This window comes from Hydrogenophaga sp. PBL-H3, from assembly GCF_010104355.1.
Lineage (GTDB): Bacteria > Pseudomonadota > Gammaproteobacteria > Burkholderiales > Burkholderiaceae_C > Hydrogenophaga.
Genome location: NZ_CP044972.1, coordinates 2363319 through 2388169 on the forward strand (window position 1 = coordinate 2363319; position 24851 = coordinate 2388169).

Here is a 24851-nt window from a genome sequence, read left to right on the forward strand (position 1 = left end):
TCGGGTATCGAACATGACTGCAGAATCCAACGCCACCCGAACGCCCGGCCGACCCTTGCTGGAAGTCCAGGACATCCACAAGCGCTTTGGCTCCAACGAAGTGCTCAAAGGCGTGTCGCTGCAAGCACGCGCTGGCGACGTGATCAGCCTGATCGGCAGTTCGGGCTCGGGCAAGAGCACGCTGCTGCGTTGCATCAACCTGCTGGAGAACCCCAACGCTGGCCGCATCATCCTGGCCGGCGAAGAGCTTCAACTCAAGGCCGACAAGCGGGGCGAATTGCGCGCGGTCAACGCCGCGCAGCTGCAGCGCCTGCGCACCAAGCTGGCCATGGTGTTCCAGCACTTCAACCTCTGGGCCCACATGACGGTGCTGCAGAACATCATCGAAGCGCCGGTGCATGTGCTGGGCATCCCGAAAGACAAGGCGGTGGAGACCGCGCGCCGCTATCTGGAGCGTGTGGGCCTGCGGGGCGTCGAAGACCGCTATCCGTCGCACATGAGCGGTGGTCAGCAGCAGCGCGTGGCGATTGCGCGCGCGTTGGCCGTGGAGCCTGACGTGATGCTGTTCGACGAACCCACCAGTGCACTCGACCCCGAACTGGTGGGCGAGGTGCTGCGCGTGATGAAGCTGCTGGCCGAGGAAGGCCGCACCATGGTGGTGGTCACGCACGAGATGGGCTTCGCGCGCGAGGTGTCCTCGCACCTGATCTTCCTGCACAAGGGGTGCATCGAAGAACAGGGCGTGCCAGCTGAAGTGCTGGCCCGGCCCAAGAGCGAGCGCCTCGCTCAGTTTCTCTCCGGCAATCTCAAGTAGCCCCACCCTGTGTCAGGGCGTGAGCTCCAGTGTTGAAGTCCACTCGCCGGGTTTCATCGTGAGCGGGCGGTACTCCACCGCCGACCAGGTCTTGCTCATGTCGCGGTAACGGCCTGAAAACACGTTGCCGCTCTGCCCGGTCTGGTAGATGAAACGCGAGTTGTCCATGTCGGCCAGGTCGTAGATGGCGCGCAGGCTGGCTGCGTGCCGGTTGGCAAACGGCGCATCCATCTTGTCCAGGTGGTACTGCCCCACATTGATCGTGAACGGGTCACCACCCGTGGGCGAGCGCACTTCGAAAAGCGGGGCCAGTGCCTTCACATTGCTCATCGGTCGGTGGATGGAAATCGCCGGGTGGGCGTCGGCCCAGCGCCACTTGGCCACGTCGTTGCCTTGCTTTTCGCGCAACTGATCAAGCGCGCGGTCCAGCGCCCGCGTGCTGGCCGCCTCGCAACCGGCCGCGCCGCACCAGGCGGTGTCGTTGCGCTCGAGGATGCCTTCCACCGCGTTGCGAAACAGGCGTTTGCCGTACACGCTTTCAAAGCGTGCCTGGCCGAGGCGCTCCCCCACCACCTGGCGCGTGAAGGCATCGATCCAGGCTGTGTAAATCAGCGGCGCGGCCAGGTCGGCCCGCATTTCTCCGTTGAACGTTTTCAATTGCTCCTGCGCCGCGGCGGCCAGCGGGTGGTTCGATGGCGTCTTTTGCAGAAACGGCAGCAGACGCACCGTGGCAGCCGATTGCAGGTCGCCATGCATGGCCTGGAACGATGCGACCGTGTGTTGTGGCGTGGCCTGCAACATCGCTTCGATGCGTTTCTGGCGGTACGCGGGCGCCCAGTCCTGCGTGATGAAGTGGGGGTAGTCGGCCGCGTGAATGCGCTGATTGGCGGTGGCGATCCACCCCCGTTCGCCCGCGTCCTGCGGCGTGTCTTCATAGGGCAACCAGCCTGCCCAGTCGTACCTGGCATCCCAGCCCGGCGCCGGGGCCACGCCGCGAATGTCGTTGTCGGCCGCCCTAACGGGGATCTTGCCCACCGCCTTGTAGGCAATGACACCACTGCGATCGGCCATCACCGCGTTCTGCATCGGCGAATGGAAATCGGCGAACGCTTTCGTCAGATCGGCCACCGACTGCGCGCGGTTCGACTCGAGCGTGGCAACCACGTTGCGGTTGTCGGAGTCCAGCGCGCTCCAGCGCAGGGCCAACACAAAACGGCGGGTGTCGATGACCTCGCCGTGGCGCGCCTGTGCGTCGCTCAGCACCGGGCCGTGGCGCGTGCTGCGCACCATGTGGCTCACGTCTGGCTGGCCCTTCACGCGGATGGTTTCCATGCGCAGGCCGAAGTCGGCCCAGACCGGCTCGGTGGTGCTGCCCGGTACCCGGTATTGCGCCGGGTTGGCCGGATTGATCTGCTCGATGTAGAGGTCTTGCACATCGGGCCCGGTGTTGGTGAACCCCCATGCAACCTTCTCGGTGCGTCCGAGCACCACAAACGGCGTGCCGGGCAAGGTGGCGCCGATCACGTCCATGCCCTTGACGCCGTCCGCATCGGGCGCCTGCAGCCGTGCGAAATACCAGATGGCGGGCGCGCTCAACCCCAGGTGGGGATCGTTGGCCAGCAAGGGCATGCCGGTCTGGCTGCGCGAGCCCGACACCACCCAGTTGTTGGAGCCCTTGCCTTCGATGTTGCCCAGTTCGTTGGCCCATCGCTCCATGTCGCGCCCGATGAGCGCGGCCATGTTCTGCGAGCGCTCGGGCTGGGCCGACGAGGTGGCGGTCGGCGCACTTCGGTACACCCCCATGCCCCGGTACAGGCTGGCCAGGTCGGCCGTGGCCGCAGGCGGCTCACCGGGGTACGGTGGAAACAATTGCCACAGTGCCGGCGTGTCGATGGTTTGCAGGGCGGTGAGTCGTGCGAATTCGTTGCCCCAGTTGCCTCCGAGGTCCAGCGCCATCATGAGTGACCAGCCCACGCTGTCCAGTGGATCCCAATAACGGCCTGCCCGGGCCTCGGGACCGGGATCCACACCCAGCAGGACGAACTCGGGCGACAGCGCCTGGGAGCTGTTGGCAAAGAACGCATTGACCCCTTCGCTGTAGGCCTCCAGGGCCAGGCGCGCATCGGCGGGCAGGCCCTCCCACTGCCGCTTCGCCGCCTCGCGGATACCCAGCGTGCGCATGAGCTTGTCGGTTTCCAGGGTGGCTGAGCCCAGCACTTCAGAGAGCGCGCCACGCATCACGCGTCGGTTGAACTCCAGCTGCCAGCCCCGCTCCTGCGCGTGCACGTAGCCCATGGCCTTCCACGCGTCGGTCGGTCGACTGGCCAGGATGTGTGTCACATCGCTGGCGTCGCGGTGCACCTTCACCGGACCGCCCAGCCCGCTCAACGCAAGACGTCCATTCATCTGCGGCAAGCTGCGCTGTGCATAGATGGCGGCCACCACCGCCGCTGCAACCAGCAGCACCACCAGAAGCTTGAAGAAGCGTTTGATCCAGCGCATGGTGTCTCCTGCGTGTTTTTGGAAAACGGTTCACCGCCAGCGATGACGTGGCTGCAACCCGACAGGGATGCGGTCAGCTTCGAGGGGGCGTGCGACCCAGCACCATATTGCCGTTGACCAGCTTGAAGCTGACCGTTGGCGCGCTGAAATCGGAGAACGGTGCGCCCAGCGCAATCTCGCCGTCGTTGTGCAGCATGCATTCCTGACGGCGCAGCGCGATCACGTTGTCGCCCCCCGCAAAGCGCACCCATGTGCCATAACTGCTGATGTCTTCAAGCACGTAGTTGCCGGAGCGGATGTCGATGCTGGTGTGCATGCGGGACACGCGTGGATCACTGACCACAAATTCGGCTTCCGGAACACGCCCGATCTTCAAGGGCAGTTCGGTCACGCCGAAGCTGCGGCTGGTGTCCAGCCACGCCAGCTCGATTCCGCCCATGCCCACGTCCTTGGGCGGCAGGAGTGCATGCAGATCGGCAGGCAAAGTCAGGAACTCGGAGAGCATTTCCTGTTGCCACTCGATTCGGAACACCTCGCACGGCTCGGTGCGACCTTTGATCCGGATGGGCCCCAGACTGCGGCTGCGAACCGGGGTGCGGGCACCCAAGTCTTGCACAACGTTGTCTGTTGCCAGAATCTGTTCGCCACCGGCCAGATCACTCAGGCGCGAAGCGAGGTTGACCGCATCCCCGAAACAGTCGCCGTCGACCAGCACGACCTGGCCTCGCGCCATGCCGATCTGCATCATGAGTTTGAGGCGGTTGGGCCACTGAACCACCCGCTTGGCGTGTTCTTGCTGGATCTGGACCATGGCTTCCACCGCCAGGCGGTTGCTGGAGAAAGACAGCAAAACGCCGTCGCCCAGCATCTTCACGACGGTGCCGCCGTGTTCCACGCCCGTGGCCCCAATCCACTGGGTGAGCTTGGTCACCACCATCGTGGCGCGGTCGTTTCCCAGTGTTTCAAACACCGAGACGCTTCCGGTCAAATCCACGAACGCAATTGTCAGTTCAGCCATAGAGCAAAAGAATATGCGCTGGATTAAAGCACAGGCCCTTGGCAACGCCTTGTCACGAACAAACACGTGCGCACGGAGTTTTCACAAGCTTTGTTGCGTCCGCGCCAAAGGCTCACGCACCGGGGTATTAATCCGCAATCTCATGTTTTCCCGGAATTGATACAAAAGGTACTACAAACCTAAAGCATGGGATAAAAATATCGCCGTAAACCTTTGATTTGCATGTTGTTTTTGCAAGGGAATTCGATGTGCGGGATTGCGCGACCGGTGTGAGAGAACGTATCCTACGTATGGATTCATACAAAAGTCGTTGAGGTCAACTCCATGCGCTGGTTCAAACCCGGTATTCGCAACAGCATTTCCGCCCTTCTGGGGCCGGAGGTCCATCAGGACCCGGGGGAAGCGCTTGAGCCCGTGCGCAAGGCCATGCTGGATGTGCTGGGCGCAGATGGTGCACAGATCAACCCGCAGTTGGTTCGGCGTCTCAAATACCTCCACGATCCCCACGCCTTGTGGTTTGCGCGTGCCGAAATGGTTGCCGTCCTGAGCCAGCTGCATGGCGAAGCACTGGCAGTGCACCGGGTCCAGAGCTTGTCTCCGGTGTTTCAAGGCTTGGTGCCAAAGAGCCTGATCGATTCCTCCCGGCTGCGCAGCAGGTAAGCACCGCTCGCGAGCTTCACGGCGCTGAACACCACCGCCGTTGGCTCAACCCCAGTAAATCAGGGCGTCACGCCCTTCCACCATCAGATCGACTTTCTGTCCCACGGGCAGCAACACCTTGGTGGGCACGTGCCCGAACGGCAGACCGGTGAACACCGGGGTCTTGGTCTGGGTGCGCAGCCAGTCCACCACGGTCTGTAGCTTGAATCCCCGGTCGTATCCGGGTATCAGCTTGAACCGGTTGAACGATCCCAGCAGCACCGCCTTTTGCCGACCCAATATGCCGGCATTGAGCAGTTGCGTGAGCTGTCGTTCGATGCGGTACGGATGTTCGTTGGTGTCTTCCAGGAACAGGATGCCCCCCGTGATGGCGGGCAGATAAGGCGTACCCACCAGGGAGCACATCACATTGAGGTTGCCGCCCCACAAGGTGGCGGAGCGCACCCGCAGGGCCGGTGTTGCGTCGGCTTTGCCGGGTTTCATTGACGACAGGTCGGAGGCGGGCAAGCGCCATCCCGCGCCCTCACCGTGTCCGATCAACAAGTCGTCGAAACAAGCCTCCATGATGTCGTCGGGCGCCTCGGCACCGAAGTCTTCGCCCAATGCCGGTCCGCCCCAGGTGAGCGCGCCGGTCTTGGCCAGCAGGGCCATTTGCAGGGCGGTGAAGTCGCTCAGGCCCACGAACTGCGTGCCGTTTTCGATGGCCTTGGCGAGCTTCTTGAAGGGCAACGCGCCCAGGATGCGCGTGAGCCCGTAGCCCCCGCGGGAAATCAGCGCCACGTCGGCACCACTGGCCGCGGCACGTCCGATGGCCGCCAACCGCGTTTCGTCGTCGCCCGCAAAACGCATGTGACTGGCGAGCGCCGCCTCATCGATCTCCACCTCGTGCCCGAGGACCTTCAACCGCGCCACGCCTCGGCGGAACGCGGCCTTGTCGCGCACCGCGCTGGAGGGGGAATAGATGTAGATGTGGCTCATGGGTTCGGGGCGCTGCAAAAGGCAACCATTATCGAGGCGCTCAGGCGCTGAAATGGCGCACCGCGGCTTGTGCAATGGCCTCGCCGTGTTCCTGCACGAAATGACCGGCTTCAGGAAGCAGCATGGGGTCGGGGCAACCGTGGATCGCCGCACGCAGAGCCCGCATCACCGGCTCGCCCAGCACCGGGTCTTTCTGTCCGATCGCCATGAGGCTCTGCCCCGTCCATTGGTTGGACCAGAACGCCTGCGCCCGGCGACCGATGGCCGCGCCGTCGTCGTCCAGGTGTTCAGGAACCATGGCGGGAAAAGCGCGCAGTGCGGCGCGGTGGCCGCGGTCGGGGAATGGCGCGTTGTAGGCGGCGCATTCGTCGGCGCTCATCTGCGGGTTGCCGCGCGAGAACAGGCGCGCCACATCGAACTCGGGGTTTTGCGCACACATGGTGCGCCAGGCCAGGAAGCCGGGTGAGAGCGGTGTCTCGCCGGTGGCCAGCGTGGTGTTCATTACCAGCAAGCCACGGTAGCGCGCTGGCGCCTCCATCGGCAGCGTGAGGCCCAGCAGGCCACCCCAGTCCTGAACCACGAGCACCACGTTGTGCAGGTCGAGTCGCTCGATGAATTCGAGCAGGACCTGGCGGTGCCATGTGAACGTGTGCGCGCTGTCTTTCTTGGGCTTGTCGCTGCGGCCGAAACCGATCAGGTCGGGCGCCACAACCCGACCGCCACCGGCGAGCATCACCGGAATCATCTTGCGGTACAGGTAGCTCCAGGCCGGGTTGCCGTGCAGGCAGAGCCAGGTCAGCGGCGCGTCCGCTGGCCCTTCGTCGAGGTAGTGCAGGCGCAGGCCTCCGAGCGCGGGCAGGTCGCTCAGGTAGTGTGGTGCCCAGGGGTAATCGGGCAGGTTGTCAAAGCGATCGTCGGGTGTGCGCAGCGCGTCGTCGCGCAGGGGGTGTGGGTTCACGCGTCGCTCCTTGAAAAAACCGCGCAGCAGTTGCGCACCCTCCTCGGCCAGCACACCGCCCCGCACCACTGTCTGGTGGTTGAGCTGCGGGTGGTCGAACAGATTGAGCACCGAACCGGCGGCGCCGGTCTTGGGATCGGCCGCACCGAACACCACGCGCGCCAGGCGCGCATGCAGCATGGCGCCGCTGCACATGGCACAGGGCTCCAGCGTCACATACAGGGAGCAGCCCTCCAGCCGGTAGTTGCCGAGCGCCTGCGCGGCCGCGCGCAGCGCGACGATTTCGGCGTGGGCGGTGGGGTCGTGTCCGTCGATGGGCGCGTTGCGTCCGGTGGCGATCACGCGCCCGTCCTTCACCACCACCGCACCCACCGGCACCTCGCCGATCTCGGCGGCGGCTCGGGCCTCGTCCAGCGCCAGATGCATGAAACGGGCGTCGTCGTGGTCGGGCTCAAAGGGCATGCGGGGAGTGTAGGCGAGCCCCGATACCCCACCCTGTAAAATAGAAGAGGGTGTTCGCGCTGCACATCGCGGCGAAACAGGTTCTTTGCGCTGGTCGGGCCGCCACGCGGAATTGTCACGACCATGAACCGAAACACCCCTCGGCAAACCTTGCCGCGCGCCCAGATTCTTGCCGAGCGCACCTTCTCCACCCTTGAGCGTTTTCTCCACACCGAAGCCGTCAGCGGCATCGTGCTGTTGCTGGCCGCCGCCATTGCGCTGGTCTGGGCCAACTCGCCCGCAGCCAGCAGTTACCACGCGCTGTGGCACACCCCGGTCTTGATCGGCCTGGGCAGCCAGGTGTTCTCCCAGTCCCTGCATTTCTGGATCAACGACGCCTTGATGGCGGTGTTCTTTCTGGTCGTGGGCATGGAGATCCGGCGCGAAATGCACGAGGGCGCGCTGGCCAGCCTTCGGTTGGCTGCCCTGCCCCTGGCGGCCGCGCTCGGTGGGGTGCTGGTGCCAGCGTTGATTTATGTGGCGCTCAATACCGAACCCACGCAGCTGCGCGGGTGGGCGGTACCCACCGCGACCGACATCGCATTTGCGGTGGGTGTGCTGGCGCTGCTGGGTCGCGCCATTCCGGGCAATGTGCGCGTGCTCCTGCTGGCCCTGGCCATCATCGACGACATCGTCGCGGTGCTGATCATCGCGGTGTTCTACTCGGGCGGACTGGACTTCAGCGGTCTGCTGGTGGCTGGCCTGGGTGTGCTGATGGTGCTGGGTCTTCAGCGAATTGGTGTTGGCTCGGCCTGGGCCTATGTGGTGCCGGGCGCGGTGCTGTGGCTGGGTCTGTTGCAGACCGGCGTGCACCCCACGCTGGTCGGCGTGGTGCTGGGCCTGATGACGCCGGTGCTGCCCAGTCGCATGCGCGAGCAACCGCTGGACGCAGTCTCGCGCGCGCTCGATGAGCTCAATGCCCGCGCCAACAGTGCGCCGCACGAGCTCGCGGGTCCGCTGCGGCTGCTGCGGCGGGCGCAGCGCGAGCTCATGCCGCCGGTGACCCGGGTGCAGATGGCGCTGCATCCCTGGGTGGCCTTCGGCGTGATGCCGCTGTTCGCGCTGGCCAACGCGGGCGTCACGTTTGATGGCGTGGACCTGAGCCAGGGCGCTGCGCAGGCTGTCACCGTGGGCGTGGTGCTGGCGCTCGTGCTGGGCAAGCCCCTGGGCGTCATTGGGGCGAGCTGGCTGGCCGTGCGCCTGGGCTGGTGCCGCCTGCCACCGGGCGTGAACTGGCCCGGTGTCTGCCTGGTCGGGCTGCTCGCGGGCATCGGCTTCACCATGTCGATCTTCATCGCCACGCTGGCCTTCGACGAGGCGAATCTGCTCAACGCCGCCAAGCTGGGGGTGCTGCTGGCCTCGCTGGTGGCTGCGGTGCTCGGTCTGGCCTGGGGCTTTTGGCAGGCCAGGCACGCGCGCCGCAGCGCCCCTCTGGCATGATCGCGCATTCTTCTGGTTAACCCTGATGCCACACGCCCCACAACGCCGCTGGGAGCTCGACGCCCTGCGGGGCCTCATGCTCGTCCTGATGACGCTGACCCACATGCCGACGATGTACTCGTTGCCATCGGGCCAGCCGTTCGGCTTTGTCTCGGCGGCCGAGGGTTTCGTGTTCCTCTCCGCCTTCATGGCGGGCCGCGTGTACGGAGCCCGTGCGCGGCGAGACGGCCTGCCGGCCATGCAGGCGGCCTTCCACGAGCGCGCGCTCAAGCTCTACCTGTGCCAGCTCGGCCTGCTGCTGCTGGCGTTCACGCTCATCGCCTGGCTGGGTGTGCACAACCAGCAAGGCGGCGTGACCGGCCTGCTCGAGTTCTTCTTCATCGACCCCAAAGCGGCCGTGGTGGGCGCCGCCCTGCTGTTGCACAACCCGCCGCTGCTGGACATCCTGCCGCTGTACATCGCGCTCATGCTGGTCAGCCCGTGGCTGCTGCGCCTTGCCCTGCGACGTGGCTGGGGCGGTGTGCTCGCGGTCAGCGCCCTGCTCTGGCTGGCTGAGCAGTGGGGGCTGGGTCTGGCCTTGTACGAATGGGCGGTGGGTCTTTCTGGCCTGCCCATTCCCTACAAGGACATGGGCGCCTTCCACTGGTTCGCCTGGCAGGCGCTGTGGGTGGCCGGCCTGTGGATGGGCGCGCGTCAGCTGCCGCTGCCTCGCATGCCCGTCTGGTGCCTTGTGCCCGCTGCGGTGTACGCCGCAGGCATGCTCTTGTGGCGCCACATGGTGGGTCAGGATCCGATGCCCGGCGTGCCCGCTGTGGGCCTGCTGCTGGACAAATGGTCCCTGGGGCCCCTGCGCGTGCTGAACTTCGCCAGTGTGTTCGTGCTGCTGGTGTCTTTCGGCCCCTGGCTGACGCGGGTGATGCCGCGCCCGTTACCGCTGGAGCTGCTGGGCCGCAACTCCCTGTCGGTGTTCTGCGCCCACATCGTGATTGCCCTGTTCACGCTGGCCTTCTTCGGCTCGCCTGAGGTGGTGCGTCCGTGGAGCACCGACATCGCTCTGCTCGCCAGTGCCTTTGCCGGCCTGTATGCGGTGGCCATGGCGGTGGAAGCACGCGAGCACCATGGCCGGCGCACGGGGGTGGCGTGGCGCTCAGGGCCGCAGGTGCGCTGAGACGATCTGGCGCCACAGGCCATAGCCCTCGGCGCTCAGGTGCAGTTGATCGCGCACGAACAGCTCGGGTCGCGCCCGTCCGTCGTTGTCCAGCATGGCGGTGTGCACGTCGATGTAATCCAGGTTGTCGCGCGCCAGCACGTGGGTCTGGATCAGCAGGTTCGTTTCGCGCATGGCCGCCATGTGCGCCAGCCGGGAGGGGCTGGGTTTGATGGACATGTAGGCAATCCGCGTGGTGGGCAAGGCGCTTTGCACCTGCTGCACAAAGCGCACGAAGTGGCCGAGCAGGTCGTGTGGCGTGGCCCCTTCGGCGATGTCGTTTTCGCCCGCGTAGAGCACCACCAGGCGTGGCTGGTAAGGCAACACCAGGCGATGCACAAGGTCGGCGCTGTCGGACAGGCGCGAGCCGCCGAATCCGCGCCGGATGACCAGCGGCTGGTCCGCGAAGGCGGTCTCCAGGCCGCTCCACATGCGGATCGACGAGCTGCCCACAAAGAGCACACCGCCCGCGGCGGGCATCTGCTTGCGGTCGGCGGCCGCAAAGGCGTCGAGCTCGCTCTTCCAGCGCTGCTCGGCCGGCAGGACCGTTTGCGCCCAGATCGACGGCGCCAGCAGAGCCGCCGCCAGCAACCAGTTCCGGCGTTTCATGCGCCCTGCCCCGTCAGTCCCAGGCGGCGCATCCAGCCGGCCAGCGCACGCTCGTTGTCATTGCCCGCTTCGTAGGCCGCCACCATGGCGGCATGGGATTCAGGTCGGTGCTGGTTGAGCTTGACCTTGCATTGCAGATCGACCACCCGCAGTTCGAAGGCGTGAATGCCACCCATCATCTTGTGCTGGTAGTCCTCGGGCAGCGCGCGCCACTGCGGGTCGTACGCCGGATCGTGGTCATGGATCAGGTGCTTGAGCAAGCGGTCCTTGTCATCGAACGATTCGATGAAGGTGGCCTGCACCTTGGCGTGCACGGCCAGGTAGCTCCAGGTCGGCACCCGGGTGAGATCGGGGTAGACGCGCGGCGTCATGTAGGCCTGCGGGCCCTGAAACACCGCCAGCGCGGTGGCACGCTGGCGCAGGTAGCCTGCGTGCGGGTTGGGCCGGGCCACGTGACCCAGCAGCGTCAGGCCACCCCCACCGGCCTCATCCTCCTCCACCAGGTGCAGGGGCAGCGGTGTGACAAAGGGCAGGCCCTCGTCGTCGGTGGAAATGAGACTGGCGAACGGGTACGCGCGGATCAACTCCAGCGCAATGGTTGGATCTTTGGCCGCAAACTGGGGTGGCAGGTACATGCTCGCGACTCCAGGATCATTCCCACTCGATCGTTGCCGGCGGCTTGCTGCTCACGTCGTAGGTCACGCGGTTGATGCCGCGAACCTCGTTGATGATCCGGCTGGACACCTTCTTGAGCAGCGCGTAAGGCAGCTCGGCCCAGTCGGCGGTCATGAAGTCGCTGGTCTGCACCGCGCGCAGGGCCACCACAAAGTCGTAGGTGCGGCCGTCGCCCATCACACCCACGCTTTTCACCGGCAAGAAGACGGTAAAGGCCTGGCTGGTGAGGTCGTACCAGCTCTTGCCGCTGGGGTGGTCGATGGTGGAGCGCAGTTCTTCGATGAAGATCGCGTCGGCCCGGCGCAGAAGATCGGCATATTCCTTCTTCACTTCACCCAGAATGCGCACGCCCAGACCGGGGCCAGGGAAGGGGTGGCGGTAGACCATGTCGTGCGGCAGGCCCAGCGCCACGCCGAGTTCACGCACCTCGTCCTTGAACAAATCGCGCAGCGGCTCCAGCAGTTTCAGGCCCAGTTGCTCGGGCAGGCCACCCACGTTGTGGTGGCTCTTGATGGTCACGGCCTTCTTGCTCTTGGCGCCGCCCGATTCGATCACGTCTGGATAAATAGTGCCTTGTGCCAACCACTTGGCGCCTTTTGTTGATGCACCACTTGAGATCAGTTTGGCGGCTTCAGCCTTGAAAACCTGAACGAATTCGCGGCCAATGATCTTGCGCTTGGCCTCCGGCTCGCTCACGCCAGCGAGGTGGCCGAGGAACTGATCGGCCGCGTCCACGCGGATGACCTTGGCGTGCAGCTTGCCGACGAACATGTCCATCACCATGTCGCCCTCGTTCAGGCGCAGCAGGCCGTGGTCGACGAACACGCAGGTGAGCTGGTCGCCGATGGCGCGGTGGATCAGCGCCGCGGCCACCGACGAGTCGACGCCGCCGGACAGACCCAGGATCACTTCTTCATCGCCCACCTGCTCGCGGATCTTCTGCACCGCCTCTTCGATGTGGTCGCGCATCACCCAGTCGGCCCGGGTGGCGCAGATGTCGAGCACAAAACGCTCCAGCATCGCCCGACCTTGTACTGTGTGCGTGACCTCGGGGTGGAATTGCACGGCGTAGAAGTGGCGCGCTTCGTCGGCCATGCCGGCGATGGGGCAGCTCTCGGTGCTGGCCATGAGCTTGAAGCCGGGCGGCAGCTCGGTCACCTTGTCGCCGTGGCTCATCCACACCTTGAGCATGCCGTGGCCATCGGGCGTGTGGAAGTCGGCAATATCCTTCAGCAGCGCGGTGTGGCCCCTGGCGCGCACTTCTGCGTAGCCGAACTCGCGCGTGTGGCCGCCCTCGACCTTGCCGCCCAGTTGCTGCGCCATGGTCTGCATGCCATAGCAGATGCCGAGAACCGGGATGCCCAACTCGTACACCGCGTCCGGTGCCTTGTCGTCCACCTCGTAGACGCTGGCGTGGCTGCCCGAGAGAATCACGCCCTTGAGCTGGCCGTCGGCGGCAAACTCGCGCACCCAGTCGCTGCTCACGTCGCAGGGATGCACTTCGCAGTACACATGCGCCTCGCGGACGCGGCGGGCAATGAGCTGGGTGACCTGGGAGCCGAAATCGAGGATGAGGATTTTCTGGTGCTGCATGGTGTTGTCTGGTTGGGCTGTTCAGAAAGCAAAAAGGCCGTCCATCAGGACGGCCACTGGCGCATGGGCGCTTATTCTGCTCGGTAGTTGGGGGCTTCCTTGGTGATCTGCACGTCGTGCACGTGGCTCTCGCGGATACCCGCTGAGGTGATCTCGACGAACTCCGCCTTGTGGCGCATGTGCTCGATGCTCGGGCAGCCGCAGTAGCCCATGGCCGCGCGCAGGCCGCCGGCCATCTGGAAGATGATGGAGACGACCGAGCCCTTGTAGGGCACGCGGCCCTCAATGCCCTCGGGCACCAGCTTGTCGGCGTTGGGGTTGCCGGTGCTGCTTTCCTGGAAGTAGCGGTCGGCGCTGCCCTGCTGCATGGCACCGATGGAGCCCATGCCGCGGTAACCCTTGTAGCTGCGGCCCTGGAACAGAACAATCTCGCCCGGCGACTCTTCGGTGCCGGCGAACATGCCACCCATCATCACGGTGTTGGCACCGGCCGCGATGGCCTTGGCAATGTCACCGCTGTAGCGGATGCCGCCATCGGCAATCATCGGCACGCCCGTGCCCTGCAGAGCGGTGGCCACGCTGTCGATGGCCATGATCTGCGGCACACCCACGCCGGCCACGATGCGCGTGGTGCAGATCGAACCCGGGCCGATACCGACCTTCACCGCATCGGCACCAGCTTCGACGAGCGCCATGGCAGCGCCACCGGTGGCGATGTTGCCGCCGATCACGTCGATCTGCGGGTAGTTCTGCTTGACCCAGCGCACACGATCGATCACGCCCTTGCTGTGACCGTGCGCGGTGTCCACCACGATGGCATCGACGCCGGCTTTCACCAGCGCTTCCACGCGTTCTTCAGTGCCCTCGCCCACGCCCACTGCTGCGCCCACACGCAGGCGGCCCGACGGATCGCGCGCGGCATTGGGGAAGTTGAGCTGTTTGGTGATGTCTTTCACCGTGATCAGGCCCTTGAGCTCAAAGGCGTCGTTGACCAGCAGCAGGCGTTCGAGCTTGTGCTTGTTGAGCAAGGTCTTGGCCTCGGCCGGCGTGGTGCCGTCGGGCATGGTGATCAGGCGCTCGCGCGGCGTCATGATTTCACTCACCGGCAAGTCGTAGCGGGTCTCGAAACGCAGGTCGCGGCCGGTGACGATACCGACCACCCGGCCAGCCTCGACCACTGGAAAACCGGAGATACCCAACTCATCCGAGAGCTTCATCACCTGGCGGATGGTGGTTTGCGGCGAGATCACCACCGGGTCGCGCAGCACACCCGACTCGTAGCGCTTGACTTTGGCCACCTGGGCGGCCTGCTCCTGCGGCGTGAGGTTCTTGTGGATGATGCCGATGCCGCCCTCTTGCGCAATCGCGATTGCCAGACGGGCCTCGGTGACCGTGTCCATGGCCGCAGAAACCAAGGGCAGGTTCAGCTGGATGTTGCGGGAGAACTGGGTGGCAAGGGATGTGTCCTTGGGCAGGACCTGGGAGTACGCTGGCACCAGCAACACGTCGTCGAAGGTGAGCGCTTTGCCGAGTAGGCGCATGGGAAAGCTCCAAAAGCGTCGATTGTAGCCGGCCGACCCGAGGGCAAACCCGTGCCTCGGCGCACGCAATACCAACCGCTCAGTGGCGAAAAACCACCACTGCGGCGGCTCGTGCCCAATGGGGCGTCAGGCGCGCGCGGCGCCTGCTGGACTCGGGGCTAAACTCAAGAAATGTCACAAGCCAACTCCCCAAAACCGTCCTGGCGTAACCCACTGCTGATGGGACTGCTGCTCGCGCTCAGCACCGCCGCGATGGCGCAATGGCAATGGGTCGATGGCACCGGCCGCAAGGTGTTCAGCGACACCGCGCCACCAGCGAGCATCCCCGACAAGAACGTCCTCAAGAAACCGGGCATGGGCATGGCCCCACCCGCCGCTGCGCAGCCGGCCTTGGCAGCGGCTGCACCGGCCACCACCACGCCTGCTGCGCCCCAGATTCCGGCTCGCGACGCCGAGCTGGAAGCGAAAAAGAAACAAGCCGAACAAGCTGAAGACGCGAAGAAAAAAGCCGAGCTGGAACGGGTGACAAAGGCTCGCGCCGAGAACTGCGAACGTGCGCGAAAGGCCAAGATCACCATGGATTCAGGCGTGCGCATGGCCACCACCAATGCCAAGGGAGAGCGCGAGATCATGGACGACAAAGCCAAAGCCGCCGAGGCCCAGCGCATGGACGGCATCATCCGCAGCGATTGCGGTCCTCTGCCCAAGCAGCAGTGATCACCCTCGACCTATTCAGACTTCAGTAGCCGGCCTTGGAGCCGGCTTTTCGTCGGGCAAACAAACCCGTACCGCGGGCGCCCTGCCCCACGAAGCGCTCCCGGCGAGCCACTTTCGGATCCACCCGCAGCGCGCGGTAGACCTCAAGGCGGTCACCTTCACGCAACACGTGCTCAGGGTCCACCCGCCGGCCCCACACACCCAGCGTCAGTGCTGGCGTACCGAGTTCGGGGAAGGCCTCCAGCCATCCCGCCAGCTTCAGCGCATGCAGCGCCGTGCTTCCGTCGGGCACCGACAAGTCCTGTTGAACCACCTCATGCGGCGCACTGGCATGGATCAGTGTGATCTGCATGCCAATCTCAGTCAGCGCCGTATACCTGATCGGCGCGCTTGACGAACGCATCCACCAGGTTGCCGGCGATCTTGTCGAAAACAGGCCCCACGAGAGCGGCCAGCGTGGTGCTGGAGAAGCCATAGCTCAGCGTGAACTCCACCTTGCAGGCGCGTTGTGTGTCATCTCCCAATGGGGTGAACTCCCAGCTGCCGTCAAGCCTGGAAAAAGGGCCGTCCACGAGTTCCATGAGCACCTTGCGGTCGGTCTCGTGGGTGTTGCGGGTGGTGAAGCTGTGGCGCAGGCCACTGATGGCCATGCCCACGCGCGCGACCATGCCATCTTCGACTTGTTCAAGCACTTCGCCATGTTCGCACCAGGGCAGAAACTGCGGGTAGTGTGCAACGTTGGTCACCAGCGCGAACATTTCGGGCGCGCTGTGCCACAGCAAGACGGACTTGTGAATCGTTTTCATACAATCGAAGTCATTGTATTGGCCTGAAACGGCCGCACCTCGCGCGCCATGGCCACCAAAAACAGCAAAGCACCTACCACCAAAGGCCTCGACAGCCGCATTGCCGACAACAAGAAGGCATTCTTCAACTACGCCATCGAGGAACGCTTTGAAGCCGGCATGGTGCTCGAGGGCTGGGAAGTGAAGGCCCTGCGCGAGGGCAAGGTGCAGCTCACCGACGGTTATGTGGTCATTCGCAGCGGCGAGCTGTTCCTCATTGGTTGCCAGATCAATGCGCTGCACACGGCCTCCACCCACATCAGTCCGGACGCGGTGCGCACCAAGAAGTTGCTGCTGCACAAGGACGAGATCCGTCGACTCATTGGCAAGGTCGAGCAGAAGGGCTACACGCTGGTGCCGCTGAACCTGCACTGGAAAAACGGCAAGGTGAAATGCGACCTGGCGCTGGCCAAGGGCAAAGCCGAGCACGACAAGCGCGACACCATCAAGGACCGCGAAGGCAAGCGCGAGGTCGACCGCGCCATGAAGTCGCGCAACCGCTGAGGCTGCACGTCCCCTTCAGCGCAGGTGCATGAGCGGATGGGCCTCCGCCGTCCACGGGCTTTCAAAAAACGCGGCCACCTGCCCTCTTCCCACGTCTTCAATGCGCTCGGGATTCCAGCGCGGCTGATGGTCCTTGTCCACCGCCAACGCCCGGATGCCTTCCACCGTTTCACTGGCGGCGCCCGGGCGCAGGTGGAAGCAGCGGTGCACCATGCCGCGCTCCATGCGCAGGTTGTCGGCCAGGCCCATGGCGCGGGCGCGGCGAACCTGCTCCAGCACCACGTGCAACATCAGCGGTGAGCGGTGGCGCAGGGTGGCCGCAGTGGCCTTGGCCCACTCGCCATCACCCGACTCCAGCGTGGAGATGATGGCGTGCATGTCGGGCAGGCCGAACACACGCTCGATCTCCCTGGCAGGCCAGCTGCCTGGCGAGACGGTGGTGCTGAGGTGGCTCGCACACCAGCGCTCCACCGAGGCACCGTTCTCGAACGGGGTCTGGGCCAGCGAGTTCCACAGACCCACGAGGCGGCCCGACTCGATGAAGCCGTCGGCCAAGCCCGCGGCCATGGCGTCGCGCGCGCCGAGCACCTGGCCAGTGAGCGCGAGGTATTCGCCCAGGCGGCCCGGACAGCGGCTCAGGAAATAACCACCGCCCACATCGGGAAACAGGCCGATGTGGGTCTCGGGCATGGCGAGCTTGCTGCGCTCGGTGACGATGCGCAGGCTCGCCCCCTGGCTGATGCCCATGCCGCCCCCCATGACGATGCCGTCCATGAAAGCGATGTAGGGCTTGGGGTAGGTGTGGATCAGGTGGTTGAGAGCGTACTCTTCGGTAAAAAATGCTTCCAGCGAAGCGTCACCCGAGAGCGCGGCCTGGTGGAAATAGCGGATGTCGCCGCCCGCGCAGAACTGGCCAAACGGGCCTTCCTTGTTCACGCCGCGCACCGCAACCGCCTGCACCTGATCGTCGTCGCGCCAGGCCACCAAGGCCTGTGTGATGCTGCGGATCATCTCAAGCGACAAGGCGTTGAGAGCCTTGGGGCGGTTGAGCGTGATGCATCCCACGCGGCCCAGGACTTCGGCAATGACGTGGGTTTCGGGCACAGGGGCGTTCATCGTTGTTCTTCCGAAAAGTCGTTCATTGTGGCTGCTGGTCAACGGTCTGTATGCGAGGAGAACGCGCGCGCGAACGCCAGCCCAGCAACTCGTTGATCACCAGGGCGCCGATCACCAGACTGCCACCCAGCAACACTTCTTCGCCGGGGGCTTCATTGGCCCAGATCCAGGCCAGCAGGATGCCGAAAATCACTTCCAGCAAAGCCAGCAGCGAGACCTCGGGCGCCTTGAGAACACGTGCGCACACCACCGACAGTGCGCAGGGAATCGCTAGCTGGACCAGGCCCAGCAGGGCCAGCCAGAGCACGTCGCTGGCGGTGGCCGAGAACGGCAGCGCCAGGGGCAGCGTGAGCACAGACGAGAGCACCGCACCCAGCAGCACCGAGGGCACCAGGTCGATCTTTTCGCCGTGGGTCTGGCCGCGTTGCACCACGGTCCAGTTGATGGCGCCAGCGATGGGCACACACAACGCCGAGATCGAACCCAGTACCAAGCCACCAGAGTCGAGTTCCGGATGGGCCAAGGCCTGGATGAACTGGCTGCCGTACATGTAGGCAATGCCCGCACCCGCAGCCAGGATGGCGAACCATGTGCGTGTGGCCAGCCGCTGGCCGATGAAGATGCGTGCCACCAGCGCGGTGAACAAAGGCCCGACCGACATGATGACCAGCACGTTGGCCACGCTGGTGAACGTGAGCGCGAGCATGAAGGCCGTGAACATGACAGACCAGCAAACGCCGGATATCCAGAACGCCGACGATTCGGGAATGAGGCCCCAGTGGCGCTTGAGCCATGTGCGCAACGATGGCGTCTCTGCGGGTTCGACCAGGTGTCCCTGGCTGCGGTCTACATGGCGCCAAAGGGGCAGGATGACCAGCAGCGAGAGCGCGGTGAAAGCGCTGCGCCAGAACGTGACCTCAAACCGCGCAGCGGATTCGAGCTGGCGTGACACCACACCGGCGATCGACCACATGAGCGTGACCGCCAGCATGAGAAAAACCGCCTGGCTGTGGGTCAGGCGGTTGAGGGCGCGAAAAGGCATGGCCAGTTCAGATCGGAGCGGCCGCAGCGCCGAGCTGCGGCCCGCCGGGATCAGCTCTTGGAGGCGCGCTTGCGGTCGCTTTCCTTCAGGAAGCGTTTGCGCAGACGCACGCTCTTGGGCGTGATCTCGACCAGTTCGTCGTCTTCGATGAATTCCACGCCGTACTCAAGGTTGAGGTCAACCGGTGGCGTGATCTTGATCGCATCTTCCTTGCCGCTGACGCGGAAGTTGGTCAGCTGCTTGGTGCGGGTGGCGTTGACGATCAGATCGTTGTCGCGGTTGTGGATACCCACGATCATGCCTTCATACACCGGGTCGCCGGCGCGCACGAACATGCGGCCGCGGTCGTCGAGCTTGCCCAGGGCATAGGTGAAGATCTCACCGTCGTCCATCGAGATCAGCACGCCGTTCTTGCGGCTGGCGATGTCGCCCTTGTGTGGCTCGTAGCCGTCGAAGATGTTGGCGATCAAGCCAGAACCGCGCGTCAGGTTCAGGAATTCGTTGGTGAAACCGATCAGGCCGCGCGCCGGAATGCGGTACTCCAGGCGCACACGGCCACGGCCGTCGGGCTCCATGTTGGCCAGTTCGCCCTTGCGCTCACCCAGCGCCTGCATCACGCCGCCCTGGTGCTGCTCTTCGATGTCGGCCGTCACCATCTCGATAGGCTCATGACGCACACCGTCGATATCGCGGAACACCACGCGCGGCTTGGACACCGCGAGTTCGTAGCCTTCGCGGCGCATGTTTTCCAGCAAGATGGTCAGGTGCAGTTCGCCGCGGCCCATCACTTCGAAGATGCCGTCTTCGTCGGTTTCCTTCACGCGCAAGGCCACGTTGTGCTGCAGCTCTTTCTGCAGGCGGTCCCAGATCTGGCGGCTGGTCACGTACTTGCCTTCACGGCCGGCCAGCGGGCTGGTGTTCACGCAGAAGTTCATGGTCAGCGTGGGCTCGTCGATCTTGAGCATGGGCAGCGGCGCGGGGTTCAGCGGATCGGTCACGGTCACGCCGATGCCGATGTCCGGAATGCCGTTGATCAGCACGATGTCGCCGGGGCCGGCTTCGGTCACCTGAACACGGTCCAGGCCCTGGAACTTGAGCACCTGGTTGACACGGCCCTTGACGACCTTGCCGTCCACGCCTTCCATCACGACCACGTCCATGTTGGGCTTGATCGTGCCCTGGCTGATGCGGCCCACGCCGATGCGGCCGACGAAGGTGGAGAAATCGAGCGCCGAAACCTGGAGCTGCAGCGGAGCAGCCGGATCGCCCTGCTGAGGCGGCACGTGCTTGAGCACGGTGTTGAACAGGGCCGACATGTCGGGCCCCCACTGCTCGCCGGGTGCGCCTTCGACCAGCGAGGTCCAACCGTTGATGCCCGAGGCGTAAACCACGGGGAAGTCGAGCTGCTCGTCGTTGGCGCCGAGTTTGTCGAACAGGTCGAACGCGGCGTTGATGACGGCGTCGGGACGCGCGCCTGGCTTGTCGACCTTGTTCACCACGACGATGGGCTTGAGGCCGAGCGCCAGCGCTTTTTTGGTCACGAAGCGCGTCTGCGGCATCGGGCCTTCTTGCGCGTCGATCAGCAGCACCACGCCGTCCACCATGGACAGGGCGCGCTCGACTTCACCACCAAAGTCCGCGTGGCCGGGGGTGTCGACGATGTTGATGTGCGTGCCTTCCCAGCTCACGGCGCAGTTCTTGGCCAGGATGGTGATGCCTCGCTCACGTTCGATGGCGTTGTTGTCCATCACGGTGTCGACGATCTTCTCGTGCTCGGCGAATGTGCCCGACTGGCGAAGCAGTTGGTCCACCATGGTGGTTTTGCCATGGTCAACGTGGGCAATGATGGCGATGTTGCGGATTTGTTTGCTCATGATGCGAGTTCCGGTGAGGTTTCCAGGATTTGCTGTATTTCGATGGGGCTCAGCAGCCGCCCCGGGATCAGTTCACCAGCCACGGTGTGCGCGCTGCCCAGCAGCACGGCTTCTTGTGAAAACGATGCGTCACCTGCAGGCACCGGGCCGAACACGGCCACCCGCTCCTGGTCGGCCCAGGCACCCCGGCGGCGCAAGCCGCTGAGGAAACGTCCGGCATCGTCGGCGTCCAGCGTGACGGTCTCGTGTCCGTCCAGCAGGGTTTGCACCGGCAGCAACAGCGCCATGCGCTCGTTTTCGTCCAGCGCTTCCAGAGCCTGCAGCGATATGCATTGCGATGCGTTGAACGGGCCGGTTTCGGTGCGGCGCAGCATGCTGAGGTGCCCACCACATCCGAGGGCCTCGGCGATGTCCTCGCCCAGCGTGCGGATGTAGGTGCCCTTGCTGCAGCGCACACGCAGTCGCAAAAAGGGTGCGTCGCCCTGCAGCTGCATGTCCAGCAGGTCGAGGTCGTGAATGACGACGTGGCGCGCCTCGCGCTCCACCGTCTCACCCTGGCGGGCGTATTCGTAGAGGGGCTTGCCGTCCTTCTTCAGGGCGCTGTGCATGGGCGGCACCTGGGTGATCGGGCCCATGAAGGCATCGAGCGCTTCGACCACCTGCCCCGGCGTGCAAACCACATCGCGGGTCTGGATCACGTCGCCCTCGGCGTCACCGGTGCTGGTTTTCACGCCAAGGCGCACCACGGTCTCGTAGGTCTTGTCGGCATCCAGATGGATCTGACTGAATTTGGTGGCGGCGCCAAAACACAGCGGCAACACGCCCGTGGCGAGTGGATCCAGCGTACCGGTGTGGCCGGCTTTCTCGGCTCGCAACAACCACTTGGCCTTTTGCAAAGCCTGGTTGCTGGAGAGACCCAGCGGTTTGTCGAGCAACAGCACCCCGTGCACAGGGCGCCGCTGCACCCTCGTGCGTGGCGCGTGCATGGCTACTCTTCCTTTGAACGAGAAGAAACCGCCTTGGAAATCAAGGCGTTCATGTCGGCCGCACGCTCGGTGGTGCGGTCAAACACAAAATGCAGTGTGGGCACGGTGTGGATGTGCAGCCGCTTGAACAACCCGCTGCGCAGGAACCCGGCAGCAGCGTTGAGGCCTTCCAGCGTTTCGGCAGGATCACCCGTGAGCAGACTGAAGAAAACCTTGGCGTGCGCATAGTCGGGCGTGACCTCGACCGCATTGATCGTGACCATGCCCACCCGCCGGTCTTTCAACTCGCGCGCAATCAACTCGGCCAGATCGCGCTGGATCTGGTCGGCCACGCGGAATCCGCGGTTGGGGGTGGATGAGGCTTTGCGAACCATGCAGACCACCGCTTACAGCGTGCGCGCCACTTCCTTGACCTCGAAGAATTCGAGCTGGTCGCCTTCTTTGATGTCGTTGTAGTTCTTCAGCTTGATACCGCACTCGAAGCCTTCCTTGACCTCGCGCACGTCGTCCTTGAGGCGCTTGAGCGTGTCGATCTCGCCGGTGTAGATGACCACGTTGTCGCGCAACAGGCGGAAATGCGCGCTGCGGGTGACCTGACCTGCCGTGACCATACAACCGGCAATGGTGCCGATCTTGGTGGCCACGAACACGGTGCGGATCTCGGCCGAGCCGATGACTTCTTCGCGTTTCTCGGGCGCCAGCATGCCGGACATCGCCGCTTTCAACTCATCCACGGCGTCGTAAATGATGTTGTAGTAGCGCAGGTCCACGTCGTTGCCTTCGGCCAGCTTGCGCGCGCCCACGTCGGCACGCACGTTGAAGCCGATGATCACGGCCTTGGAGGCGATGGCCAGGTTCACGTCGGACTCGCTGATGCCGCCGACCCCGGCAAACACCAGTTGCACCTTGACCTCGTCGGTCGAGAGCTTGAGCAGCGAAGAAGCCAGCGCTTCCTGCGAACCCTGCACATCGGATTTGACGATGATGGGCAGCAGCTTGACTTCGCCAGCCGACATGTCGGAGAACATGTTCTCCAGCTTGGCGGCCTGCTGGCGCGCCAGCTTGGTGTTGCGGAACTTGCCGGCGCGGTAGGTAGCGATTTCGCGCGCACGGCGCTCGTCGGTCATCACCATGAAATCGTCGCCCGCTTGTGGCACTTCCGACAGGCCCTGGATTTCCACCGGGATCGACGGGCCGGCGGCCTTGATGGGCTTGCCGTTTTCGTCCAGCATGGCGCGCACGCGGCCCGAGGTCTGGCCCACCAGCACCACGTCGCCGGTCTTGAGCGTGCCGCTCTGCACCAGCACCGTGGCCACAGCGCCGCGGCCCTTGTCCAGGCGGGCTTCGATGACCAGGCCCTTGGCCATGGCGTCCACCGGTGCCTTGAGTTCCAGCACTTCGGCCTGCAGCAGCACCTGTTCCAGCAGCGCGTCGATGCCCGCCCCCGTCTTGGCGGACACGCCCACGAAGGGCACGTCACCGCCGAACTCTTCGGGCACGACTTCTTCGGCCACCAGTTCGGAGCGCACCTTCTCGAGGTTGATGCCTGGCTTGTCGATCTTGGTCAGCGCCACGACGATGGGCACGCCCGCCGCTTTGGCATGTTTGATGGCTTCCTTGGTCTGTGGCATCACGCCGTCGTCGGCCGCGCACACCAGGATCACGATGTCGGTGGCCTGGGCACCACGCGCACGCATGGCGGTAAACGCCTCGTGACCCGGGGTGTCGAGGAAGGAAATCACGCCGCGCTCGGTCTCGACGTGGTACGCACCAATGTGCTGCGTGATGCCGCCGGCTTCGCCTGCGGCCACCTTGGCACGGCGGATGTAATCCAGCAGCGAGGTCTTGCCGTGGTCCACGTGACCCATGACGGTGACCACGGGAGCGCGTGGCAGCAGTTCGTGTTCCTGCTGCGAGGTTTCGTCGTCGGCAAAAGCTTCCGGATCGTCCAGCGCAGCCACCACGGCCTTGTGGCCCAGTTCTTCCACCACGATCATGGCGGTGTCCTGGTCCAGCGGCTGGTTGATGGTGACCATCTGGCCGAGCTTCATCAATTGTTTGATGACTTCGGACGACTTCAGGCTCATCTTGTGCGCGAGTTCGGCCACCGTGATGGTCTCGGGCACGTGCACTTCAATGACCTTGACTTCGGTCGGGGCCACGAAATTGCTCTGTCCCGTGTCACGCGAATCGCGCGAGTCGCGGCGACCGCGCGGGCCCCCACGCCAGTTGGAGCGTCCCGCGCTGGTGTCGCCACGCGTCTTGATTTCTTTCTTCTTGGCCGCGTCGTCCTTCCAGGTGGAAGACAGGTTCTCGGACTTGATCTCTTTCTTGCCAGCCACGCCAGGCGTGGCAGCACCCGCCGTGGTGGCGGGCTTGCCGGGTGTGCCAGCAGGCTTGTGCAGCGTGCCCTTGATGCCGGCCTTCGGGTCGGCCACCGGAGCGGGCTCGGGCTTCTTGGCCACCAGGGTCTTGGCAGGCGCGGACATCATGGCGCGGATGTTGGCAGCTTCGGCCTCGGCCTTGCGGCGGCGCTCCACCAGATCCTGTGCGCGCAAGTCGTCTGCGCGTTTGCTTTCGGCATTGCGGTCCGCGATCACGCGGGCCGCGGAGTCGCGCTCCAGCGAATCGGTCTTGGCCTTGGCGTCCTTGGCGGTGCGAGCCGCGATGGCCTCTGCGATGCCTTCGGGCGTGGCGGCTTCTGCAGCGGCGCGGGCGGCTGCTTCAGCGGCTTCAGCGGCAGCAGCAGCGGCGCGCTCCTGCTCAACGACCGCCTGGGCCTGGCGGGCTTCCTCGGCCTCGCGTGCCTGGCGCTTTTCGTTGAACTCTTCTTCCTGGCGGCGCAGCAACTCGGCCTGGCGGCGTGCGTCTTCCTCACGGCGGGCCAGTTCTTCGGTGTCAACCACCGGCGCGGCAGCCACCGGCTCTTCCGCCGCCTCGGGTACCGCCACCTCGTCGTCGCGCTTGATGAAGGTGCGCTTCTTGCGCACCTCCACCTGGATCGTGCGTGCACGCCCGGTGGAATCGGCCTGTTTGATCTCGGAGGTGGACTTCTTCACCAGGGTGATCTTCTTGCGTTCACCGCCGGCCGTGCCGTGGCTGGCCTTGAGGTGGCCCAGCAGCGATTGCTTGTCGGATTCGGTGACTGGATCGGCCCCGGAAGTCTTGGGCACACCCGCTGCGGAGAGTTGCTCCAGCAGGACGGTGGTGGGCTTGTGCAGCTCGGCAGCCAGTTCGGCGACGGTGGTACTTGTCATAGGTTTCAATTCTC

At 64.7% G+C, this 24851-nt stretch carries 22 protein-coding genes; 6 read left to right on the top strand and 16 right to left on the bottom strand.

Features of this window, described 5'->3' with window-relative positions; all coding sequences use genetic code 11:
* Window positions 1-13 precede the first annotated feature (13 nt).
* The gene (locus F9Z44_RS11010; protein WP_159606085.1) at window positions 14-814 is read left to right on the top strand and encodes an ABC transporter ATP-binding protein; all 801 of its coding nucleotides are present in this window, start codon (window positions 14-16) and stop codon (window positions 812-814) included.
* A gap of 12 nt (window positions 815-826) precedes the next feature.
* Here the strand turns inward: F9Z44_RS11010 and F9Z44_RS11015 are convergent, their stop codons facing one another.
* Both F9Z44_RS11015 and F9Z44_RS11020 read right to left on the bottom strand, forming a co-directional pair.
* Window positions 827-3316 carry a penicillin acylase family protein gene (locus F9Z44_RS11015; RefSeq protein ID WP_159606087.1) on the bottom strand — a complete coding sequence of 830 codons (2490 nt, stop codon included), beginning with the start codon at window positions 3314-3316 and terminating at the stop codon, window positions 827-829.
* A gap of 73 nt (window positions 3317-3389) precedes the next feature.
* Window positions 3390-4310, bottom strand: a complete 921-nt coding sequence (locus tag F9Z44_RS11020) for an FHA domain-containing protein (protein ID WP_442907191.1) — start codon at window positions 4308-4310, stop codon at window positions 3390-3392.
* Window positions 4311-4658: 348 nt separating this feature from the next.
* On the opposite strand from F9Z44_RS11020, the gene F9Z44_RS11025 reads away from it, so the two are divergent.
* Window positions 4659-4994, top strand: a complete 336-nt coding sequence (locus F9Z44_RS11025) for a hypothetical protein (RefSeq protein WP_159606089.1) — start codon at window positions 4659-4661, stop codon at window positions 4992-4994.
* A 45-nt stretch (window positions 4995-5039) separates the two neighbouring features.
* Here the strand turns inward: F9Z44_RS11025 and F9Z44_RS11030 are convergent, their stop codons facing one another.
* Together F9Z44_RS11030 and tadA are read right to left on the bottom strand one after the other, a co-directional pair.
* On the bottom strand, window positions 5040-5972 hold the full coding sequence (locus tag F9Z44_RS11030) for an LD-carboxypeptidase (protein ID WP_159606091.1): 933 nt from the start codon (window positions 5970-5972) through the stop codon (window positions 5040-5042).
* 40 nt (window positions 5973-6012) lie between these two features.
* A complete protein-coding gene (tadA, locus tag F9Z44_RS11035; protein ID WP_159606093.1) occupies window positions 6013-7392 on the bottom strand; it encodes a tRNA adenosine(34) deaminase TadA in 1380 nt (459 codons plus the stop codon).
* Window positions 7393-7515: 123 nt separating this feature from the next.
* On the opposite strand from tadA, the gene nhaA reads away from it, so the two are divergent.
* Window positions 7516-8871 (top strand): Na+/H+ antiporter NhaA, encoded by a 1356-nt coding sequence (nhaA, locus tag F9Z44_RS11040; protein ID WP_159606095.1) that lies wholly within the window; start codon window positions 7516-7518, stop codon window positions 8869-8871.
* Window positions 8872-8896: 25 nt separating this feature from the next.
* Window positions 8897-10039 (top strand): OpgC domain-containing protein, encoded by a 1143-nt coding sequence (opgC, locus tag F9Z44_RS11045; RefSeq protein ID WP_159606097.1) that lies wholly within the window; start codon window positions 8897-8899, stop codon window positions 10037-10039.
* Here opgC and F9Z44_RS11050 read toward each other — a convergent pair.
* The 4 genes from F9Z44_RS11050 to guaB all read right to left on the bottom strand — a co-directional run bounded on the left by F9Z44_RS11050 (window position 10019) and on the right by guaB (window position 14496).
* The gene (locus F9Z44_RS11050) at window positions 10019-10687 is read right to left on the bottom strand and encodes an SGNH/GDSL hydrolase family protein (RefSeq protein ID WP_159606099.1); all 669 of its coding nucleotides are present in this window, start codon (window positions 10685-10687) and stop codon (window positions 10019-10021) included. The two genes, opgC and F9Z44_RS11050, sit on opposite strands and share 21 nt — an antisense overlap.
* The gene (locus F9Z44_RS11055; protein ID WP_159606101.1) at window positions 10684-11322 is read right to left on the bottom strand and encodes an FMN-binding negative transcriptional regulator; all 639 of its coding nucleotides are present in this window, start codon (window positions 11320-11322) and stop codon (window positions 10684-10686) included. The genes F9Z44_RS11050 and F9Z44_RS11055 overlap by 4 nt, the downstream gene beginning before the upstream one ends.
* 16 nt (window positions 11323-11338) lie before the next feature.
* Entirely contained in the window at window positions 11339-12955 is a 1617-nt protein-coding gene (gene guaA / locus F9Z44_RS11060) for a glutamine-hydrolyzing GMP synthase (RefSeq protein WP_159606103.1), read from the bottom strand.
* 71 nt (window positions 12956-13026) lie between these two features.
* Window positions 13027-14496 carry an IMP dehydrogenase gene (gene guaB, locus F9Z44_RS11065; RefSeq protein ID WP_159606105.1) on the bottom strand — a complete coding sequence of 490 codons (1470 nt, stop codon included), beginning with the start codon at window positions 14494-14496 and terminating at the stop codon, window positions 13027-13029.
* Between the two features lie 219 nt (window positions 14497-14715).
* Between guaB and F9Z44_RS11070 the strand changes: the two genes are divergently transcribed.
* On the top strand, window positions 14716-15213 hold the full coding sequence (locus F9Z44_RS11070) for a DUF4124 domain-containing protein (RefSeq protein ID WP_159606107.1): 498 nt from the start codon (window positions 14716-14718) through the stop codon (window positions 15211-15213).
* Window positions 15214-15235: 22 nt separating this feature from the next.
* Here the strand turns inward: F9Z44_RS11070 and F9Z44_RS11075 are convergent, their stop codons facing one another.
* Window positions 15236-15565 carry an RnfH family protein gene (locus F9Z44_RS11075; RefSeq protein WP_159606109.1) on the bottom strand — a complete coding sequence of 110 codons (330 nt, stop codon included), beginning with the start codon at window positions 15563-15565 and terminating at the stop codon, window positions 15236-15238.
* Between the two features lie 7 nt (window positions 15566-15572).
* Entirely contained in the window at window positions 15573-16019 is a 447-nt protein-coding gene (locus F9Z44_RS11080; protein ID WP_159606111.1) for a type II toxin-antitoxin system RatA family toxin, read from the bottom strand.
* 48 nt (window positions 16020-16067) lie between these two features.
* Between F9Z44_RS11080 and smpB the strand changes: the two genes are divergently transcribed.
* Window positions 16068-16562, top strand: a complete 495-nt coding sequence (smpB, locus tag F9Z44_RS11085) for an SsrA-binding protein SmpB (RefSeq protein WP_159606113.1) — start codon at window positions 16068-16070, stop codon at window positions 16560-16562.
* A gap of 15 nt (window positions 16563-16577) precedes the next feature.
* Here the strand turns inward: smpB and F9Z44_RS11090 are convergent, their stop codons facing one another.
* Genes F9Z44_RS11090 through infB form a run of 6 tightly spaced genes read right to left on the bottom strand, consistent with a single transcriptional unit; the run spans window position 16578 to window position 24837 of the window.
* On the bottom strand, window positions 16578-17678 hold the full coding sequence (locus F9Z44_RS11090; protein WP_159606115.1) for an enoyl-CoA hydratase/isomerase family protein: 1101 nt from the start codon (window positions 17676-17678) through the stop codon (window positions 16578-16580).
* Window positions 17679-17700: 22 nt separating this feature from the next.
* Window positions 17701-18720, bottom strand: a complete 1020-nt coding sequence (locus F9Z44_RS11095; RefSeq protein WP_236574102.1) for a DMT family transporter — start codon at window positions 18718-18720, stop codon at window positions 17701-17703.
* Between the two features lie 50 nt (window positions 18721-18770).
* Window positions 18771-20594: a translational GTPase TypA gene (gene typA / locus F9Z44_RS11100; protein ID WP_159606117.1), complete on the bottom strand. Its 1824-nt coding sequence runs from the start codon at window positions 20592-20594 to the stop codon at window positions 18771-18773.
* Complete coding sequence (gene truB, locus F9Z44_RS11105; RefSeq protein WP_159606119.1) at window positions 20591-21580, bottom strand: tRNA pseudouridine(55) synthase TruB; 990 nt, start codon at window positions 21578-21580, stop codon at window positions 20591-20593. The genes typA and truB overlap by 4 nt, the downstream gene beginning before the upstream one ends.
* 2 nt (window positions 21581-21582) lie before the next feature.
* Window positions 21583-21954: a 30S ribosome-binding factor RbfA gene (rbfA, locus tag F9Z44_RS11110; RefSeq protein WP_159606121.1), complete on the bottom strand. Its 372-nt coding sequence runs from the start codon at window positions 21952-21954 to the stop codon at window positions 21583-21585.
* Window positions 21955-21966: 12 nt separating this feature from the next.
* A complete protein-coding gene (infB, locus tag F9Z44_RS11115) occupies window positions 21967-24837 on the bottom strand; it encodes a translation initiation factor IF-2 (protein WP_159606123.1) in 2871 nt (956 codons plus the stop codon).
* Between the last annotated feature and the right edge of the window lie 14 nt (window positions 24838-24851).

Bases quoted from the DNA above. Each gene is read 5' to 3' on its own strand.
- F9Z44_RS11010 (WP_159606085.1), top strand. From the start codon at position 14: ATGACTGCAGAATCCAACGCCACCCGAACGCCCGGCCGACCCTTGCTG.
- F9Z44_RS11015 (WP_159606087.1), bottom strand. From the start codon at position 3,316: ATGCGCTGGATCAAACGCTTCTTCAAGCTTCTGGTGGTGCTGCTGGTT.
- F9Z44_RS11025 (WP_159606089.1), top strand. From the start codon at position 4,659: ATGCGCTGGTTCAAACCCGGTATTCGCAACAGCATTTCCGCCCTTCTG.
- F9Z44_RS11030 (WP_159606091.1), bottom strand. From the start codon at position 5,972: ATGAGCCACATCTACATCTATTCCCCCTCCAGCGCGGTGCGCGACAAG.
- tadA (WP_159606093.1), bottom strand. From the start codon at position 7,392: ATGCCCTTTGAGCCCGACCACGACGACGCCCGTTTCATGCATCTGGCG.
- nhaA (WP_159606095.1), top strand. From the start codon at position 7,516: ATGAACCGAAACACCCCTCGGCAAACCTTGCCGCGCGCCCAGATTCTT.
- opgC (WP_159606097.1), top strand. From the start codon at position 8,897: ATGCCACACGCCCCACAACGCCGCTGGGAGCTCGACGCCCTGCGGGGC.
- F9Z44_RS11050 (WP_159606099.1), bottom strand. From the start codon at position 10,687: ATGAAACGCCGGAACTGGTTGCTGGCGGCGGCTCTGCTGGCGCCGTCG.
- F9Z44_RS11055 (WP_159606101.1), bottom strand. From the start codon at position 11,322: ATGTACCTGCCACCCCAGTTTGCGGCCAAAGATCCAACCATTGCGCTG.
- guaA (WP_159606103.1), bottom strand. From the start codon at position 12,955: ATGCAGCACCAGAAAATCCTCATCCTCGATTTCGGCTCCCAGGTCACC.
- guaB (WP_159606105.1), bottom strand. From the start codon at position 14,496: ATGCGCCTACTCGGCAAAGCGCTCACCTTCGACGACGTGTTGCTGGTG.
- F9Z44_RS11070 (WP_159606107.1), top strand. From the start codon at position 14,716: ATGGGACTGCTGCTCGCGCTCAGCACCGCCGCGATGGCGCAATGGCAA.
- F9Z44_RS11075 (WP_159606109.1), bottom strand. From the start codon at position 15,565: ATGCAGATCACACTGATCCATGCCAGTGCGCCGCATGAGGTGGTTCAA.
- F9Z44_RS11080 (WP_159606111.1), bottom strand. From the start codon at position 16,019: ATGAAAACGATTCACAAGTCCGTCTTGCTGTGGCACAGCGCGCCCGAA.
- smpB (WP_159606113.1), top strand. From the start codon at position 16,068: ATGGCCACCAAAAACAGCAAAGCACCTACCACCAAAGGCCTCGACAGC.
- F9Z44_RS11090 (WP_159606115.1), bottom strand. From the start codon at position 17,678: ATGAACGCCCCTGTGCCCGAAACCCACGTCATTGCCGAAGTCCTGGGC.
- F9Z44_RS11095 (WP_236574102.1), bottom strand. From the start codon at position 18,720: ATGCCTTTTCGCGCCCTCAACCGCCTGACCCACAGCCAGGCGGTTTTT.
- typA (WP_159606117.1), bottom strand. From the start codon at position 20,594: ATGAGCAAACAAATCCGCAACATCGCCATCATTGCCCACGTTGACCAT.
- truB (WP_159606119.1), bottom strand. From the start codon at position 21,580: ATGCACGCGCCACGCACGAGGGTGCAGCGGCGCCCTGTGCACGGGGTG.
- rbfA (WP_159606121.1), bottom strand. From the start codon at position 21,954: ATGGTTCGCAAAGCCTCATCCACCCCCAACCGCGGATTCCGCGTGGCC.
- infB (WP_159606123.1), bottom strand. From the start codon at position 24,837: ATGACAAGTACCACCGTCGCCGAACTGGCTGCCGAGCTGCACAAGCCC.